The organism is Reyranella sp. (assembly GCF_030651995.1).
Taxonomy (GTDB): Bacteria; Pseudomonadota; Alphaproteobacteria; order Reyranellales; family Reyranellaceae; genus Reyranella.
The window spans coordinates 109,206-125,206 of the sequence record NZ_JAUSBN010000041.1; the positions used below are offsets into that span (position 1 = coordinate 109,206).

16 protein-coding genes and 2 tRNA genes are annotated in these 16,001 nt (G+C 64.2%); all 18 read left to right on the forward strand.

Annotation, left to right across the window (positions count from 1 at the left end; translation table 11 throughout):
* The 18 genes from tig (at position 1) to nuoK (ending at position 15,995) form a co-directional block, all read left to right on the forward strand.
* Entirely contained in the window at positions 1 to 1,347 is a 1,347-nt protein-coding gene (gene tig, locus Q7V45_RS12750) for a trigger factor (RefSeq protein WP_304852452.1), read from the forward strand.
* A gap of 75 nt (positions 1,348 to 1,422) precedes the next feature.
* On the forward strand, positions 1,423 to 2,073 hold the full coding sequence (locus tag Q7V45_RS12755; protein WP_304852454.1) for an ATP-dependent Clp protease proteolytic subunit: 651 nt from the start codon (positions 1,423 to 1,425) through the stop codon (positions 2,071 to 2,073).
* 144 nt (positions 2,074 to 2,217) lie between these two features.
* Positions 2,218 to 3,489: an ATP-dependent Clp protease ATP-binding subunit ClpX gene (gene clpX / locus Q7V45_RS12760; RefSeq protein WP_304852456.1), complete on the forward strand. Its 1,272-nt coding sequence runs from the start codon at positions 2,218 to 2,220 to the stop codon at positions 3,487 to 3,489.
* A 174-nt stretch (positions 3,490 to 3,663) separates the two neighbouring features.
* Entirely contained in the window at positions 3,664 to 6,063 is a 2,400-nt protein-coding gene (gene lon, locus Q7V45_RS12765) for an endopeptidase La (protein ID WP_304852458.1), read from the forward strand.
* 149 nt (positions 6,064 to 6,212) lie between these two features.
* Positions 6,213 to 6,485 (forward strand): HU family DNA-binding protein, encoded by a 273-nt coding sequence (locus Q7V45_RS12770; RefSeq protein WP_304852460.1) that lies wholly within the window; start codon positions 6,213 to 6,215, stop codon positions 6,483 to 6,485.
* Between the two features lie 34 nt (positions 6,486 to 6,519).
* A tRNA-Val gene (locus Q7V45_RS12775) sits at positions 6,520 to 6,594 on the forward strand.
* Positions 6,595 to 6,731: 137 nt separating this feature from the next.
* Positions 6,732 to 6,808: transfer RNA gene (locus tag Q7V45_RS12780), tRNA-Asp, on the forward strand.
* A gap of 45 nt (positions 6,809 to 6,853) precedes the next feature.
* Positions 6,854 to 7,219 carry an NADH-quinone oxidoreductase subunit A gene (locus Q7V45_RS12785; RefSeq protein WP_068198877.1) on the forward strand — a complete coding sequence of 122 codons (366 nt, stop codon included), beginning with the start codon at positions 6,854 to 6,856 and terminating at the stop codon, positions 7,217 to 7,219.
* On the forward strand, positions 7,210 to 7,743 hold the full coding sequence (locus Q7V45_RS12790; protein WP_304852466.1) for an NADH-quinone oxidoreductase subunit B family protein: 534 nt from the start codon (positions 7,210 to 7,212) through the stop codon (positions 7,741 to 7,743). Before Q7V45_RS12785 ends, Q7V45_RS12790 begins: the two co-directional genes overlap by 10 nt.
* Entirely contained in the window at positions 7,743 to 8,372 is a 630-nt protein-coding gene (locus Q7V45_RS12795; RefSeq protein ID WP_304852468.1) for an NADH-quinone oxidoreductase subunit C, read from the forward strand. The genes Q7V45_RS12790 and Q7V45_RS12795 overlap by 1 nt, the downstream gene beginning before the upstream one ends.
* 1 nt (position 8,373) lies before the next feature.
* Positions 8,374 to 9,558, forward strand: coding sequence for an NADH-quinone oxidoreductase subunit D (locus Q7V45_RS12800; protein ID WP_304852470.1), 1,185 nt, complete (start codon positions 8,374 to 8,376; stop codon positions 9,556 to 9,558).
* Positions 9,559 to 9,569: 11 nt separating this feature from the next.
* Positions 9,570 to 10,151 (forward strand): NAD(P)H-dependent oxidoreductase subunit E, encoded by a 582-nt coding sequence (locus Q7V45_RS12805; RefSeq protein WP_304852472.1) that lies wholly within the window; start codon positions 9,570 to 9,572, stop codon positions 10,149 to 10,151.
* A 3-nt stretch (positions 10,152 to 10,154) separates the two neighbouring features.
* Positions 10,155 to 11,438, forward strand: coding sequence for an NADH-quinone oxidoreductase subunit NuoF (gene nuoF, locus Q7V45_RS12810; protein ID WP_304852474.1), 1,284 nt, complete (start codon positions 10,155 to 10,157; stop codon positions 11,436 to 11,438).
* A 19-nt stretch (positions 11,439 to 11,457) separates the two neighbouring features.
* A complete protein-coding gene (gene nuoG, locus Q7V45_RS12815) occupies positions 11,458 to 13,506 on the forward strand; it encodes an NADH-quinone oxidoreductase subunit NuoG (protein ID WP_304852476.1) in 2,049 nt (682 codons plus the stop codon).
* 16 nt (positions 13,507 to 13,522) lie between these two features.
* Positions 13,523 to 14,548: an NADH-quinone oxidoreductase subunit NuoH gene (gene nuoH / locus Q7V45_RS12820; protein WP_304852569.1), complete on the forward strand. Its 1,026-nt coding sequence runs from the start codon at positions 13,523 to 13,525 to the stop codon at positions 14,546 to 14,548.
* Positions 14,549 to 14,560: 12 nt separating this feature from the next.
* The gene (gene nuoI / locus Q7V45_RS12825) at positions 14,561 to 15,049 is read left to right on the forward strand and encodes an NADH-quinone oxidoreductase subunit NuoI (protein ID WP_298308953.1); all 489 of its coding nucleotides are present in this window, start codon (positions 14,561 to 14,563) and stop codon (positions 15,047 to 15,049) included.
* 23 nt (positions 15,050 to 15,072) lie between these two features.
* On the forward strand, positions 15,073 to 15,687 hold the full coding sequence (locus Q7V45_RS12830; RefSeq protein ID WP_304852479.1) for an NADH-quinone oxidoreductase subunit J: 615 nt from the start codon (positions 15,073 to 15,075) through the stop codon (positions 15,685 to 15,687).
* Positions 15,687 to 15,995, forward strand: coding sequence for an NADH-quinone oxidoreductase subunit NuoK (nuoK, locus tag Q7V45_RS12835; protein ID WP_304852481.1), 309 nt, complete (start codon positions 15,687 to 15,689; stop codon positions 15,993 to 15,995). Before Q7V45_RS12830 ends, nuoK begins: the two co-directional genes overlap by 1 nt.
* Positions 15,996 to 16,001: the final 6 nt, after the last annotated feature.

Here is a 16,001-nt window from a genome sequence, read left to right on the forward strand (position 1 = left end):
ATGCAAGTTACGGAACTCTCGGCTGAAGGCCTGAAGCACCAGTTCAAGATCGTCGTACCGTCGAGCGAGCTCACGTCGAAAATCGACGAGCGCCTCGCCGAAATGGCGAAGACTGCGGCCCTGCCGGGCTTCCGTCCGGGCAAGGTGCCGGTCAGCCTCCTGAAGAAGCAGTATGGCCAGGCGCTGTTCGGTGAGGCGGTCGAAGCGGCCGTCAACACCAGCACGGCGAAGGCGATCGAGGATCGCGGCCTGAAGCCCGCCCTGCAACCGCGCGTCGACCTCAAGCAGCTCGAGGAGGGCAAGGACGTCGAATTCGAGGTCGTCGTCGAGGTGCTGCCCGAAATCGGCCAGCTCGATTTCTCGGGCGTCGAGCTCGAGCGGCTCAAGGCCGAGGTTCCGGAGAAGGACATCGATGAGGCGCTCGAGCGCATCGCCAAGGCGAACCGCGAGCAGAAGCCCGTCGATCCGCCGCGTGCCGCGCAGAAGGGCGATGCCATCAAGCTCGACTTCGTGGGATCGGTGGACGGTGTCGAGTTCCCCGGCGGTGCAGCCCAGGACTACGTGCTGGAGATCGGCTCGGGCTCGTTCATCCCGGGCTTCGAGGATCAGCTGATCGGCGCCGAGCTCGGCAAGCCCGTCGACGTGAAGGTCACCTTCCCGGCCGAATACGGTGCGCCCGAACTCGCCGGCAAGGACGCCGTGTTCAAGTGCACGGTCAAGGAAGTGCTCGAGTACGTCGACACGCCGGCGGACGATGAGCTGGCCAAGAAGAACAACTTCGAGAACCTCGAGGCGATGCGCAAGGCGATCGGCGAGCGGATCGGGCAGGACTACACGCAGATCTCCCGCACGATGATCAAGCGTCAGTTGCTCGACAAGCTCGCGGACAGCCACAAGTTTGCCGTGCCGGAAGGCCTCGTCGAGGGCGAATTCAACGCGATCTGGCAGCGCATCGAAGAAGCCAAGAAGAACGGCCAGAAGGTCGAGGAAGACGAAGAGAAGATGCGCAAGGAGTATCGCGACATCGCCGAGCGCCGGGTTCGCCTGGGCCTGCTGCTGGCCGATGTCGGACGCTCCAACAGCATCGACGTCACGCCGGAGGAACTCAACCAGGCCGCGATGCGCGAAGCCATGCGCTACCAGGGCCAGGAGCGCCAGGTTCTGGAGTACTTCAGCAAGAATCCGGAAGTGAAGGACCAGCTTCGCGCGCCGATCTTCGAGGAGAAGACGGTCGACTTCATCCTCGAGCTCGCCAAGGTTTCCGAGAAGTCGGTTACACCGGAGGAACTGCTCAAGGCCGCCCGCGAGGCGGAAGAGGAAGAGGCCGGCGAGAAGGCCGCAGACTGATCTTGGGCCGGTGGCCTTGAACGGGATCACCGGCGCTGCCACTTTTCATCGATCAGTCACTCAAGGGGGCCCGCGATGATTCGCGACCGCGATCCGCTGGAAGTCTACAACAACTACTACGTGCCGATGGTGGTCGAGCAATCGGCGCGCGGCGAGCGCGGCTACGATATCTGGTCGAGGCTGCTGAAGGAGCGGATCATCTTTCTGAACGGTCCGGTCGAGGACCATGTGGCGGGCGTAATCTGTGCCCAGCTGCTCTACCTCGAAGCCGAGAACCCGACGAAGGACATCTCCTTCTACATCAACTCGCCGGGTGGCGTGGTGACGTCGGGCATGGCGATCTACGACACCATGCGCTACATCCGCCCGCACATCTCGACCCTGGTCTACGGTCAGGCGGCGTCGATGGGCTCTCTCCTGCTGACGGCGGGCGAGAAGGGCAAGCGTTTTGCCCTGCCGAATGCCCGGATCATGATCCATCAACCCTCGGGCGGCGCCCAGGGCCAGGCCACGGACATCGAAATCCACGCCCGCGAGATCCTTGCGACCCGGGCCAGGCTCAACCAGATGTACGTGGAGCATACCGGCAAGCCGATCGAAGTGATCGAACTGGCCATGGAGCGTGACAAGTTCTTCGCTCCCCTGGAAGCCAAGGAATTCGGCCTCATCGACGATGTACTCGAAAAGAGGCCGACCCCGACCACCATCCAGGCTGCTGCCTCCTGAGCAGCAGTCGCGACCAATTGTTTCCCGTTCGCACGGCGACACACCATATTTTGATGTTGTCGCCGTCCGGGCGGCACGTTTAACATAGGCTTGTGAGCGGGCCCTCAGGTCGCGGGGCCCCCCAAGCGGAGGTGCGTTACCGACATGCCAGCCGCCAAGTCCGGGGGTGATTCCCGCAACACCCTGTATTGCAGCTTCTGCGGCAAGAGCCAGCACGAAGTCCGCAAGCTCATTGCCGGTCCGACCGTGTTCATCTGCGATGAATGCGTCGAACTCTGCATGGACATCATCAGGGAAGAGAGCAAGACGACCCTCGTCAAGTCCAAGGATGGGGTACCGTCTCCCAAGGAAATCCGTCAGATCCTCGATGATTACGTCATCGGCCAGGATCAGGCGAAGCGTATTCTTGCTGTGGCCGTGCACAATCACTACAAGCGGCTCAGCCACGGCGGCAAGGCGAACGAAATCGAGATCGCCAAGTCCAACATCATGCTGATCGGCCCGACGGGCTGCGGCAAGACGTTGCTGGCCCAGACGCTGGCCCGCATGTTGGACGTGCCGTTCACCATGGCCGATGCCACGACGCTGACCGAAGCCGGTTACGTCGGCGAGGACGTCGAGAACATCATCCTGAAGCTGCTTCAGGCAGCCGATTACAACGTCGAGCGGGCGCAGCGCGGCATCGTCTACATCGACGAGGTCGACAAGATCAGCCGCAAGTCGGACAACACGTCGATCACGCGCGACGTGTCGGGCGAGGGTGTCCAGCAGGCGCTGCTGAAGATCATGGAAGGCACCGTCGCCTCCGTGCCGCCGCAGGGCGGGCGCAAGCATCCGCAGCAGGAGTTCCTGCAGGTCGACACGACCAACATCCTGTTCATATGTGGTGGCGCTTTCGCCGGCCTCGACAAGATCATCTCGATGCGCCGTCAAGGCACCTCGATCGGCTTCGGTGCGGAAGTGCGCGGGCCGGAGGATCGCCGCACCGGCGAAATCCTGAAGGATCTCGAACCGGAAGATCTGCTGCGATACGGCCTGATCCCCGAATTCGTCGGCCGCCTGCCGGTGATCGCCACTCTAGAGGACCTGGATGAGGTCGCGCTCATCGAGATCCTGACGCGCCCGAAGAACGCGCTGATCAAGCAGTATCAGCGGCTGTTCGACATGGAGGGCGTGAAGCTCAAGTTCTCCGACGATGCACTGCGCGCGGTGGCCCAGAAGGCGATCCTGCGCAAGACCGGCGCCCGCGGACTTCGCTCCATCATGGAGACGGTCCTACTCGACACCATGTACGACCTCCCGTCGCTGGACGGGGTCGAGGAAGTGGTGATCAACCGGGAAGTGATTGAGGGGCGCGCCCAGCCGCTTTATGTGCACGGCGAACGCAAAGAAGGCGTTGCCGCTGCGCCGGCCTGAGTTTTGCTGCGTCGGCGGCAACCGTCGCCGGCGGTCTCCCCGACGGGGCTTGAACAACCCTCTGTTCAGGCCAATCTCTGATAACGAGTGCGCGCGTTCGCGTGCCGTGGATTGCCCACTGGGGATCCGCGGCCGAGGCACGGGTAGCTCTAACAGCGTACGTTGCGAGGCATCATGAACGCCCCCATTCAAGGAACCGTCTATCCCGTCCTGCCGTTGCGCGACATTGTCGTGTTTCCAGGCATGATCGTCCCGCTCTTCGTCGGTCGCGAAAAGAGCGTCAAGGCCCTGGAAGAGGTCATGAAGGACGACAAGCAAATCCTGCTGATCGCGCAGAAAAATGCCAGCCAGGACGATCCCGGCCCCGACGACATCTATACGATCGGCACGCTCGGCACCGTTCTGCAGCTCCTCAAGCTGCCCGACGACACCGTCAAGGTGCTGGTCGAGGGCGGCCGTCGTGTGAAGATTGTCGGCTACAACGACCGCACCGACTTCTTCGAAGCGCGTGCAGTCGACATGGAAGAGTCCGCCGGCGAGAGCGCCGAGGTGCAGGCGGCCGCACGCACCGTGGTCTCGGAGTTCGAGAACTACGTGAAGCTGAACAAGAAGGTGCCGCCGGAAGTCGTCGTCTCGATCAACAAGATCGAGGAGCCGGCCAAGCTTGCCGACACCATCTCCGCCCACCTGGCGCTCAAGGTTGCCGAGAAGCAGCAGTTGCTCGAGCTCGACTCCGTCTCGAAGCGGCTGGAGCGCATCCTCGGGCTGATGGAAGGCGAGATCGGCGTCCTGCAGGTCGAGAAGAAGATCCGCAATCGCGTGAAGCGTCAGATGGAGAAGACGCAGCGCGAGTACTATCTCAACGAGCAGATGAAGGCGATCCAGAAGGAGCTTGGCGAGACCGAGGACGGTCGCGACGAGGTTTCCGAGCTGGAGAAGCGCATCAAGAAGACCCGCCTCAGCAAGGAGGGGAGGGAGAAGGCCAATGCCGAGCTGAAGAAGCTCCGGACGATGAGCCCGATGTCGGCCGAGGCGACGGTGGTGCGCAACTACCTCGACTGGCTGCTGTCGATTCCGTGGCGTAAGCCGACCAAGATCATCAAGGACCTGAAGTACGCCGAGGAAATTCTCAACGCCGACCATCACGGCCTGGAGAAGGTGAAGGAGCGTATCCTCGAGTATCTCGCGGTCCAGCAGCGCGTCGACAAGATGAAGGGCCCGATCCTGTGCCTCGTCGGCCCGCCCGGCGTCGGCAAGACCTCGCTCGGCAAGTCGATCGCCAAGGCCACCGGACGGAACTTCGTTCGCATGTCGCTGGGCGGCGTGCGCGACGAGGCCGAGATTCGCGGCCATCGGCGGACCTATATCGGCTCGCTGCCGGGCAAGGTCATCCAGAGCATGAAGAAGGCGAAGTCCTCGAACCCGCTCTTCCTGCTCGACGAGATCGACAAGCTGGGCGCGGATTTCCGCGGTGACCCGTCGTCGGCGCTGCTCGAGGTTCTGGATCCGGAGCAGAACACGACGTTCAACGACCACTATCTCGAAATCGACTACGACCTGTCGAACGTGATGTTCATCACCACGGCCAACTCGCTGCGCATGGCGCAGCCGCTGCTGGACCGCATGGAGATCATCCGCTTGGCCGGTTACACCGAGGACGAGAAGGTCGCGATCACCCGCAAGCACCTGATCCCGAAGCAGATCGAGGCAAACGGGCTCAAGGAGAGCGAGATCGAGATCCACGACGACGCCGTGCGTGACCTCGTGCGTTACTACACGCGCGAGGCGGGCGTCCGTAACCTGGAGCGCGAGATCGCCAACCTGGCCCGCAAGGCCACCAAGGAAATTCTCATGAAGGGGGCGACCAAGGTAAAGATCGGCCGCAAGAACCTCGAAAAGTATGCCGGCGTCCGGCGCTTCCGCTTCGGCGAGGCGGAGCTCGAGGACATGGTCGGCATCACGACGGGCCTGGCCTGGACCGAAGTCGGCGGCGAACTGCTTCAGATCGAGGCCGTGCTGGTTCCGGGACGTGGCCGCATGACCGTCACCGGCAAGCTCGGAGACGTGATGCAGGAGTCGGTGCAGGCGGCCAATGCCTATGTCCGCTCGCGCGCCCATGTGTTCGGCATCAAGTCGAATATCTTCGAGAAGCGGGACATCCACATCCACGTGCCCGAGGGCGCGACGCCGAAGGACGGCCCGTCCGCCGGCGTGGCGATGATCACCTCGATCGTGTCGGCGCTGACGGGCATTGCGGTGCGCAAGGAAGTGGCCATGACCGGCGAGATCAGCCTGCGCGGGCGGGTCATGCCGATCGGCGGTCTCAAGGAGAAGCTGCTGGCGGCGTTGCGCGGCGGTCTCAAGACCGTGCTCATTCCCAAGGAGAACGAGCGCGATCTTCCGGAGATTCCCGACAATGTGAAGAAGGGCCTGGAGATCGTGCCGGTCTCGACCGTGGACGAAGTCCTGGCCCGCGCCCTGGTGAAGCCGCTGGTGGCGATCGAGTGGGTCAACGACCTCGACGCCGTGGCCGCCAAGCCGGCCGAGCCGACAGAGGCTGCCAGGGCCCACTGAGCCCGTCTGGCCGAACGAGAATGCGAAGCCCCGGAGAGATCCGGGGCTTCGTCGTTTGGGGCCAAATCATGCGATCTGTTTCGGCGCGGCCACAAAATATGGTATAAGTGGCTTAGGATTTGGATTGCCGGACCGGGAGAGGCTCGCCTGTGAACAAGCACGATCTGATTGCCGCCGTCGCTGCGTCGACGAATCTCTCCAAGGTCGATGCCGCGAATGCCGTCGATTCGATCCTCACGGTCATCACCAAGTCGCTCAAGAAGAAGGAAAAGGTCCTTCTGGTCGGATTCGGGACATTCCAGGTGACCAAGCGGAAGGCAGGCGAGGGGCGAAATCCCCAGACCGGCGAGAAGATCAAGATACCTGCGGCAAATGTGCCGCGTTTCAAGGCCAGCAAGGCCCTGAAGGACGCGATCAACTAGGCTTTTCCCTCATCGCTGTGCTACCACGCGCGTCGGGCGATTAGCTCAGCGGTAGAGCATTCCCTTTACACGGGACTGGTCGGCGGTTCGATCCCGTCATCGCCCACCAATTTTGTTTCGCTGGTCATCATGTGTGTGGCGGAACGTATTGAAATATCGGGCATTTGTGCACCTCTTCGCTGGTGCAGTATGCTTGACACACAATAGGCGCTCCTATATCTCTCCGCGCGCCGTTTGGGGCTGAAAGCGGGCGTAGTTCAGTTGGTTAGAATGCCGGCCTGTCACGCCGGAGGTCGCGGGTTCGAGTCCCGTCGCTCGCGCCAGCCCAAACACTGGCAGCCCATAAAAACAGGGCGCAAGGGGTGGCGATGGAAGCTCTTCTGCGGGAATACCTGCCAATCCTGATCTTCCTTGGACTAGCCTTCGGGTTGGTCTGCGCCATGCTCGGCGGGTCGTATCTGATCGCCCGCCAGAATCCGAACTCGGAAAAGCTGTCGCCGTTCGAATGCGGCTTCGCACCGTTCGACGATGCGCGCGGCCAGTTCGACGTTCGCTTCTATCTCGTCGCGATCCTTTTCATCATCTTCGATCTCGAGGTCGCGTTCCTGTTTCCGTGGGCGGTGGCGCTGGGCGATATCGGCCTTTTCGGCTTCTGGTCGATGATGCTGTTCCTCGGCGTGCTGACGGTGGGCTTCATCTACGAATGGCGTAAGGGAGCCCTGGAATGGGAGTGATCACTCCGGCCAAGCCCAATTCGGCGGCCGAGGCGGCGCTGTCGCGGGCGCTTAACGACGAGCTGGCCGACAAGGGTTTCGTGGTCGCCCAGCTCGACAAGCTGGTCACCTGGGCGCGCACCGGTTCGATGTGGGGACTGACCTTCGGTCTGGCCTGCTGCGGCGTCGAGATGATCCATTGCTGGATGAGCCGCTACGATCTCGACCGCTTCGGCTTCGCCCCGATGCCCAGTCCGCGCGCCGCCGACGTGATGATCGTGGCCGGCACGCTGACCAACAAGATGGCGCCAGCGCTTCGCAAGGTTTACGACCAGATGGCCGAGCCGCGCTACGTGATCTCGATGGGCTCGTGCGCCAACGGCGGCGGCTACTATCACTACAGCTATTCCGTCGTGCGCGGCTGCGATCGCATCGTGCCGGTCGACGTCTACGTGCCGGGCTGTCCGCCGACCGCCGAAGCGCTGCTCTATGGCGTGCTGCAGCTTCAGAAGAAGGTCCGTCGCACGGGCACGCTGGTGCGCTGATGAGCGAGGCCCTCAAGGAACTCAGCGACCATATCGCCCAGACGCAGGCGGGCGTGGTGTCGAAGACGGAAGTCCGCCTCGGCGAGCTGATGCTAGAAACGACGCCGGACAAGATCGTCGCTCTGCTGACCTACCTGCGCGACGATCCGAAGTGCCTGTTCAAGCAGCTGATCGACATTTGCGGCGTCGATTGGCCCGAGCGCGAGAAGCGCTTCGACGTCGTCTACAATCTGCTCAGCCTCAAGAACAACCAGCGCATCCGCGTGAAGGTGCAAACCGACGAAACGACGCCCGTGCCGTCGGCCGCACCGGTCTACAGCTCGGCCGGCTGGTTCGAGCGCGAGACCTACGACCTTTACGGCGTGTGGTTCTCCGACCATCCCGACCTGCGCCGCATCCTCACGGACTACGGTTTCGAAGGGCACCCGCTGCGCAAGGATTTCCCGCTGACCGGCTTCGTCGAGCTGCGCTGGGACGACGTGCAGAAGCGCGTCGTGTACGAGCCGGTGAAGCTCGCCCAGGAATTCCGCCGCTTCGACTTCCTCAGCCCCTGGGAAGGGGCGCCCAAGGTTCTTCCGGGCGACGAGAAGGCCCAGGAACCGGCCGCGGCACCGGCGAAGGCGAACTGACATGTCCGACGTCGAAATCAAGACACTGACCATGAACTTCGGGCCGCAGCATCCGGCGGCCCACGGCGTGCTGCGCCTCGTCGTCGAGATGGACGGCGAGATCGTTGAGCGCTGCGATCCGCATATCGGCCTGCTGCATCGCGGCACCGAGAAGCTGATCGAGTACAAGAGCTACCTGCAGGCGGTGCCGTACTTCGACCGGCTCGACTACGTCTCGCCGATGAACCAGGAGCATGCCTACGCACTCGCGGTCGAGAAGCTGCTGGGCATCGAGGCGCCGGAGCGTGGCCAGTACATCCGCGTCCTGTTCTCCGAGATCACGCGCATCCTCAACCATCTGCTGAACGTCACGACCTTCGCGATGGACGTCGGCGCGCTCACGCCGCCGCTATGGGGCTTCGAGCAGCGCGAACTGCTGATGGAATACTACGAGCAGGTGAGCGGCTCGCGCATGCACGCGGCCTATTTCCGGCCGGGCGGCGTCCACCAGGACCTGCCGGCGGGCATGCTCGATTCGATGGAAGGGTGGATCAAGCAGTTCTACCCGTTCATGAAGGACATCGAGAGCCTGCTGAACGAGAACCGCATCTTCCGTCAGCGGACGGTCGATATCGGCATCGTGTCGGCCGACCAGGCGCTCGACTGGGGATTCTCGGGCCCGCTGATCCGCGCCTCGGGCCTGCCGTGGGACCTGCGCAAGTCGCAGCCCTATGACGTCTACGATCGCATGGATTTCGACATCCCGGTCGGCAAGACCGGCGACTGCTACGCACGGTACCTCGTGCGTATCGAGGAAATGTACCAGAGCACCCGCATCATGGAGCAGTGCATCGCCGCGCTGCGCAAGGTCGGTGGTCCGGTGCGGGTCGACGACCGCAAGATCTCGCCGCCGCGCCGCGGTGAGATGAAGGACTCGATGGAAGCGCTGATCCATCACTTCAAGCTCTACACCGAGGGCTACAAGGTGCCCGCCGGCGAGACCTACACGGCGGTCGAGGCGCCCAAGGGCGAATTCGGCGTCTATCTCGTGTCCGACGGCACCAACAAGCCTTACCGCTGCAAGATCCGCGCTCCCGGATTCCCGCACCTGCAGGCGCTCGAGATGATGACCAAGGGACACCAGCTCGCCGACATGTCGGCGAACATCGGCTCGCTCGACATCGTGTTCGGCGAGATCGACCGCTAGGAGACGATGCGATGGCGATGATCACCGCCGACCCCAAGGACGTCCCGCAGGTCGCGAGCTTTTCCTTTACGCCCGAGTACATGGCGAAGGTCGAGGAGCAGATTGCCCATTATCCGCCGGGCCGTCAGGCGAGCGCCGTGATCGCGGTGCTGGACCTGGCGCAGCGCCAGCAGGGCTGGCTGCCGCGCGCGGCGATGAACGAGGTGGCGCGTCTCCTCGAGATGGCGCCGATCCGCGTCTACGAGATCGCGACCTTCTATACGATGTTCCAGTTGCGGCCGAAGGGTAAGTACCTGCTACAGGTCTGCACCACGACGCCGTGCTGGCTGCGCGGGTCCGAAGCTGTAATGAAAGCCTGCCAGCATGCCGCCGACGGCGAGACGTTCAGCGTGCAGGAGGTCGAGTGCCTGGGCGGCTGCGTCAACGCGCCGGTCGTGCAGATCAACGACGATTTCTACGAGGATCTCGACGAGGCCTCGATGAACAAGGTGCTCGACGCGCTCCGGCGCGGCGAGACGCCAAAGGCCGGACCGCAGGTGGACCGCCAGACGTCGGCGCCGCAGGGCGGCCTGACAACGCTGAAGGGCGAATAGACGATGCTTGGCGACAAGGACCGCATCTTCACCAACCTCTACGGCGTCCATGACTGGCGCCTGGCCGGCGCGCGCACCCGTGGCGCCTGGGACAATACCAAGGCGATCCTCGACAAGGGCGTCGACTGGATCATCGACGAGATGAAGAAGTCGGGCCTGCGCGGGCGTGGCGGCGCGGGATTCCCGACCGGCATGAAGTGGTCCTTCATGCCCAAGGAAGTGAAGGACCGGCCGCACTATCTCGTCGTGAACGCCGACGAGTCGGAGCCCGGCACCTGCAAGGATCGCGACATCATGCGCCACGATCCGCACCTGCTGATCGAGGGCTGCCTGGTCGCGGGCTTCGCGATGCGCGCCCATGCCGGCTACATCTACGTGCGCGGTGAATTCTACAACGAGGCGCAGCACCTGATCGCTGCGATCAAGGAGGCCTATGACGCGGGCCTGCTTGGCAAGAACGCCTGCGGCTCGGGCTGGGACTTCGATCTCTACGTCCATCGCGGCGCCGGCGCCTACATCTGCGGCGAAGAAACGGCGCTGCTCGAGAGCCTAGAGGGCAAGAAGGGCATGCCGCGGCTGAAGCCGCCGTTCCCGGCGGGCGCCGGCCTCTATGGCTGCCCGACCACGGTGAACAACGTAGAGTCGATCGCGGTGGCGCCGACGATCCTGCGCCGCGGCGCCGCCTGGTTCGCGGGCATCGGCCGGCCCAACAACACCGGCACCAAGCTCTTCTGCATCTCTGGCCACGTGAACCGGCCGTGCAACGTGGAAGAGGAGATGGGCATCCCCCTGCGTGAGCTGATCGAGCGCCACTGCGGCGGCGTGCGCGGCGGCTGGGACAATCTGCTGGCGGTGATCCCCGGCGGTGCCTCGGTGCCGCTGCTGCCGAAGTCGATCTGCGACACAGTCCTGATGGACTTCGACTCGCTGCGCGACCAGCGCTCCGGCCTCGGCACCGCGGCGGTCATCGTCATGGACAAGTCGACCGACGTGGTGAAGGCGATCGCGCGGCTCAGCTACTTCTATAAGCATGAGAGCTGCGGCCAGTGCACGCCCTGTCGCGAGGGCACCGGCTGGATGTGGCGCGTGATGGAACGCATGGTCACGGGCAATGCGCGCCTTGAAGAGATCGACGCGCTCGAAGACGTCACGAAGCAGGTGGAGGGCCACACGATCTGCGCGTTGGGCGACGCGGCGGCGTGGCCGATTCAGGGCCTGATCCGGCATTTCCGGCCCGAGATGGAGCGCCGCATCCGCGCGCGCACCGAAAAACTGGCAGCCGAGTAGGCGGGGCGGGGAGCAGGCAATGCCCAAGGTCAAGATCGACGGCGTCGAGTTGGAGGTGCCGGCCGGCATCACCGTGCTGCAGGCCTGTGAGCTGGCGGGCGTCGAAATTCCGCGCTTCTGCTATCACGACCGTCTCTCCATTGCCGGCAATTGCCGCATGTGCCTGGTCGAGGTGAAGCCGGGCCCGCCCAAGCCGCAGGCGAGCTGCGCGCTGCCCGTCGCCGACAAGCAGGAGATCTTCACCCAGACGCCCACCGTGCAGAAGGCGCGCAAGGGGGTGATGGAATTCCTGCTCATCAACCATCCGCTGGATTGCCCGATCTGCGACCAGGGCGGCGAATGCGACCTGCAGGACCAGGCGATGGCCTACGGGTTCGACCGCAGCCGCTATCACGAGAACAAGCGCGCGGTGCCGGACAAGGAGCTTGGGCCCCTCGTCAAGACGTCGATGAACCGCTGCATCCATTGCACGCGCTGCATCCGCTTCGCGACCGAGGTCGCCGGCGTCGAGCAGCTCGGCGCCACGGGCCGCGGCGAGAGCATGGAAGTCACGACCTATGTCGAGCAGGCGCTGTCGACCGAGCTCGCCGGCAACCTGGTCGATCTCTGCCCGGTCGGCGCGCTGACGTCGAAGCCCTACGCCTTCGAGGCGCGTCCCTGGGAACTGACCAAGACCGAGTCGGTCGACGTCCTGGATGCGCTGGGCTCCAACATCCGCATCGACACGCGCGGTGCGCAGGTCATGCGCGTGCTGCCGCGCCTCAACGACGACGTGAACGAGGAGTGGATCTCCGACAAGACGCGCCACGCGATCGACGGGCTGCGTCATCAGCGGCTGGATCGGCCCTATGTCCGCACCAAGGGCAAGCTCGTGGAAGCGACCTGGGACCAGGCCTTCGCCGCCATTGCCGCCAAGCTGACCGGTCTGGACGGAAGCAAGATCGCGGCGATCGTCGGCGACCAGTGCGACGCCGAGTCGATGGTGGCGCTGAAGGACCTCATGGCTTCGCTGGGCTCGCCCAACGTCGACTGCCGCCAGGACGGCGCCAAGCTCGACGGTCCGCGCGGCAGCTACATCTTCAATGCCGGAGTCCGTGGCATCGACCAGGCGGATGCGATCCTGCTGATCGGCACCAATCCGCGCGTCGAGTCGCCGGTGCTCAATGCCCGCATCCGCAAGCGCTATGTCCACGGAAAGTGCCCGATCGGCAGCATCGGCACCGCTGAAGACCTGACCTATCCGGTCGAGCGGCTGGGCGCAGGCCCGGCGACGCTGCGGGAACTGGTCGATGGCAAGCTCGGCTTCTTCGACAAGCTCAAGAACGCGAAGCACCCGCTGATTGTCGTGGGCATGGGCGCGCTTGCCCGCGAGGACGGCGCCGCGGTGCTGGCGATGGCATACGAGCTGGTCGGCAAGCTGAACGCGGTGCGTGATGACTGGAACGGCTTTGCCGTCCTGCACACGGCGGCGGCGCGAGTCGGCGGCCTCGACCTCGGCCTGGTGCCGGGCGAGGGCGGCCGCGACGTGGCCGGCATCCTGGAAGGCTGCCAGAAGAAGGAGATCGAAGCGGTCTTCCTGCTCGCGGCCGACGAGATCGATACGACCAAGCTCGGCAAGGCCTTCGTGATCTACCAGGGCCATCATGGCGATGCCGGCGCCCATCGCGCCGACGTGATCCTCCCGGGCGCGGCCTATACCGAGAAGCCCGGTATCTACGTGAACACCGAAGGCCGCGTCCAGGTTGGTCGCCGCGCCGGTTATCCGCCGGGCGATGCCCGTGAGGACTGGGCGATCCTGCGCGCGCTGTCGGAGCGGCTGGGCAAGACGCTGCCTTACGACACGCTGCACCAGGTCCGGGCGCGACTCGTGGCCGTCAACAAGGTCTTTGCGGCGATCGACCAGCAGGCGCCCGGCGCCTGGGGCACGTTCGGCAAGCCGGGCGCGACCACCGATGCGCCGCTCAAGTCGGCGGTGCCGAACTTCTACATGACCTGTCCGATCAGCCGCGCGTCGAAGACCATGTCCGATTGCATGGCCTCCCGGTCCCATCTCATGGCGGCGGAGTAGGGACATGTACGCCGATCTGATCACCTTCTTCACGACCAACTGGCTGGGCATGGCGATCGTCATGCTGGCGCAGTGCCTTGCGGTCACCGTGCCGCTGCTGGTGGCCGTGGCCTACATGACCTATGTCGACCGCAAGGTCTGGGCCTCGATCCAGCTGCGCCGCGGTCCCAATGTCGTCGGTCCGTTCGGCCTGCTTCAGCCCTTCGCCGACGGGCTGAAGCTGGTGCTCAAGGAGACGATCGTTCCGTCGAGCGCCAACGGCGTCCTGTTCATCATCGCCCCGATGATCGCCTTCATGACGGCGCTGGTCGCCTGGGCGGTCGTGCCGTTCGACGACGGCTGGGTGATCGCCGACATCAACGTCGGTATCCTCTATCTCTTCGCCATCTCGTCGCTGGGCGTCTACGGCATCATCATCGCGGGCTGGGCCTCGAACTCGAAATACGCTTTCCTCGGTGCGCTGCGCTCGGCGGCGCAGATGGTGTCCTACGAGGTCTCGATCGGCTTCGTGCTGATCACCGTGCTGCTGTGCGTCGGCTCGCTCAACCTGTCGCAGGTCGTGCTGGCCCAGTCCGGCTGGTTCTGGAACTGGTTCTGGCTGCCGCTGCTGCCGATGTTCGTGATCTTCTTCATCTCCGCGCTGGCGGAGACGAACCGCACGCCATTCGACCTGCCGATGTCGGAAGCCGAGCTGGTGGCGGGCTTCCACACCGAATACTCGGCCATGACCTTCGGCCTGTTCTTTCTCGGCGAGTACGCCAACATGATCCTGCTCTCGGCCCTGGGCGCGGTCCTGTTCCTGGGCGGCTGGCATTCGCCGATCCCCTATGCGCCGTTCACCCTGGTGCCGGGCGTGGTCTGGTTCGCCCTCAAGATCGCCTTCCTGCTGTTCATCTTCAGCTGGACCAAGGGCACCCTGCCTCGTTACCGCTACGACCAGCTGATGCGTCTGGGCTGGAAGGTGTTCCTGCCCGTGTCGCTGGGCTGGGTCGTCCTCACCGCTGCCGTCCTGACGTTCGGCGGCTGGCTGCCGAAGCCCTAGGAGCAATCGCCAATGGCTTCCCTCGACCGTACCGCGCGCGCCTTCCTGCTCACCGAGCTGCTGGCGGGCTTCGCCCTCACCCTGAAGTACATGTTCAAACCCAAGGTGACGGTGAACTATCCCTACGAGAAGGGTCCGCTCAGCCCGCGCTTCCGCGGCGAGCATGCCTTGCGCCGCTACCCCAACGGCGAGGAGCGTTGCATCGCCTGCAAGCTCTGCGAGGCGATCTGCCCCGCCCAGGCCATCACGATCGAGGCCGAGCCGCGCGACGACGGCAGCCGCCGCACGACGCGCTACGACATCGACATGACCAAGTGCATCTATTGCGGCTTCTGCCAGGAAGCCTGCCCGGTCGATGCGATCGTGGAGGGGCCGAACTTCGAGTTCTCGACCGAGACGCGCGAGGAACTCATGTACAACAAGGACAAGCTGCTCGCCAACGGCGACCGGTGGGAGACACTGATCGCGGCGAACCTCCACTCCGAAGCGGCGTATCGCTGAGCCGGGCGGGGGAGAGACAGATCATGATACTCCAGGCCCTGGCCTTCTACGTCTTCGCCGCGATCACGGTGGCTTCGGCCGCCATGGTCGTCGTCTCGCGCAATCCCGTCTATTCGGTGCTGTTCCTGATCCTGGCGTTTTTCAACGCCGCAGGCCTGTTCCTGCTGATCGGGGCCGAGTTCATCGCGATGATCCTGGTCATCGTCTATGTCGGCGCGGTGGCGGTGCTCTTCCTCTTCGTGGTCATGATGCTCGACATCAACCTCACGCAGCTGCGGGAGGGGTTCCTCGATTACTTCCCGGTGGGCGCGCTGATCGGCGCTGTGCTGTTCGCGGAGCTGCTGCTGGGCGTCGGCATCATCGGTGCCGGCTCGGCGACCATCGCGGGCCTGAATGAGCATGGCGCCCAGGTGACGGCGATCGACAATACGCGTGCCATCGGGCGGGTGCTCTACACCCAGTACTTCTATCTCTTCCAGGTCGCCGGGCTGGTGCTGCTGGTCGCCATGATCGGCGCCATCGTACTCACCCTGCGCAGCCGGCCCGGCGTCCGCCGCCAGAAGGCGGGCGAGCAGATCAACCGCACGAAGGAACAGTCGATCACGGTGGTCAAGGTGCCGACGCGGGGAGGGGTGTGATGACGATCGGCCTGGGCCATTACCTCACCGTCGCCGCGGTGCTGTTCACGATGGGCATTCTCGGCATCTTCCTGAACCGCAAGAACGTCATCGTCATCCTGATGTGCGTGGAGCTGATGCTCCTCGCGGTGAACATCAACCTGGTGGCCTTCTCGGTCTTCCAGGGCAACATCGTCGGGCAGATCTTCGCCATGCTGGTGCTGACCGTGGCCGCCGCGGAGGCGGCGATCGGGCTGGCGATCCTGGTGGTCTATTTCCGCAACCGCGGAACGATCGAAGTCGAAGACATCAATGCGATGAAGGGCTAGGGGCGC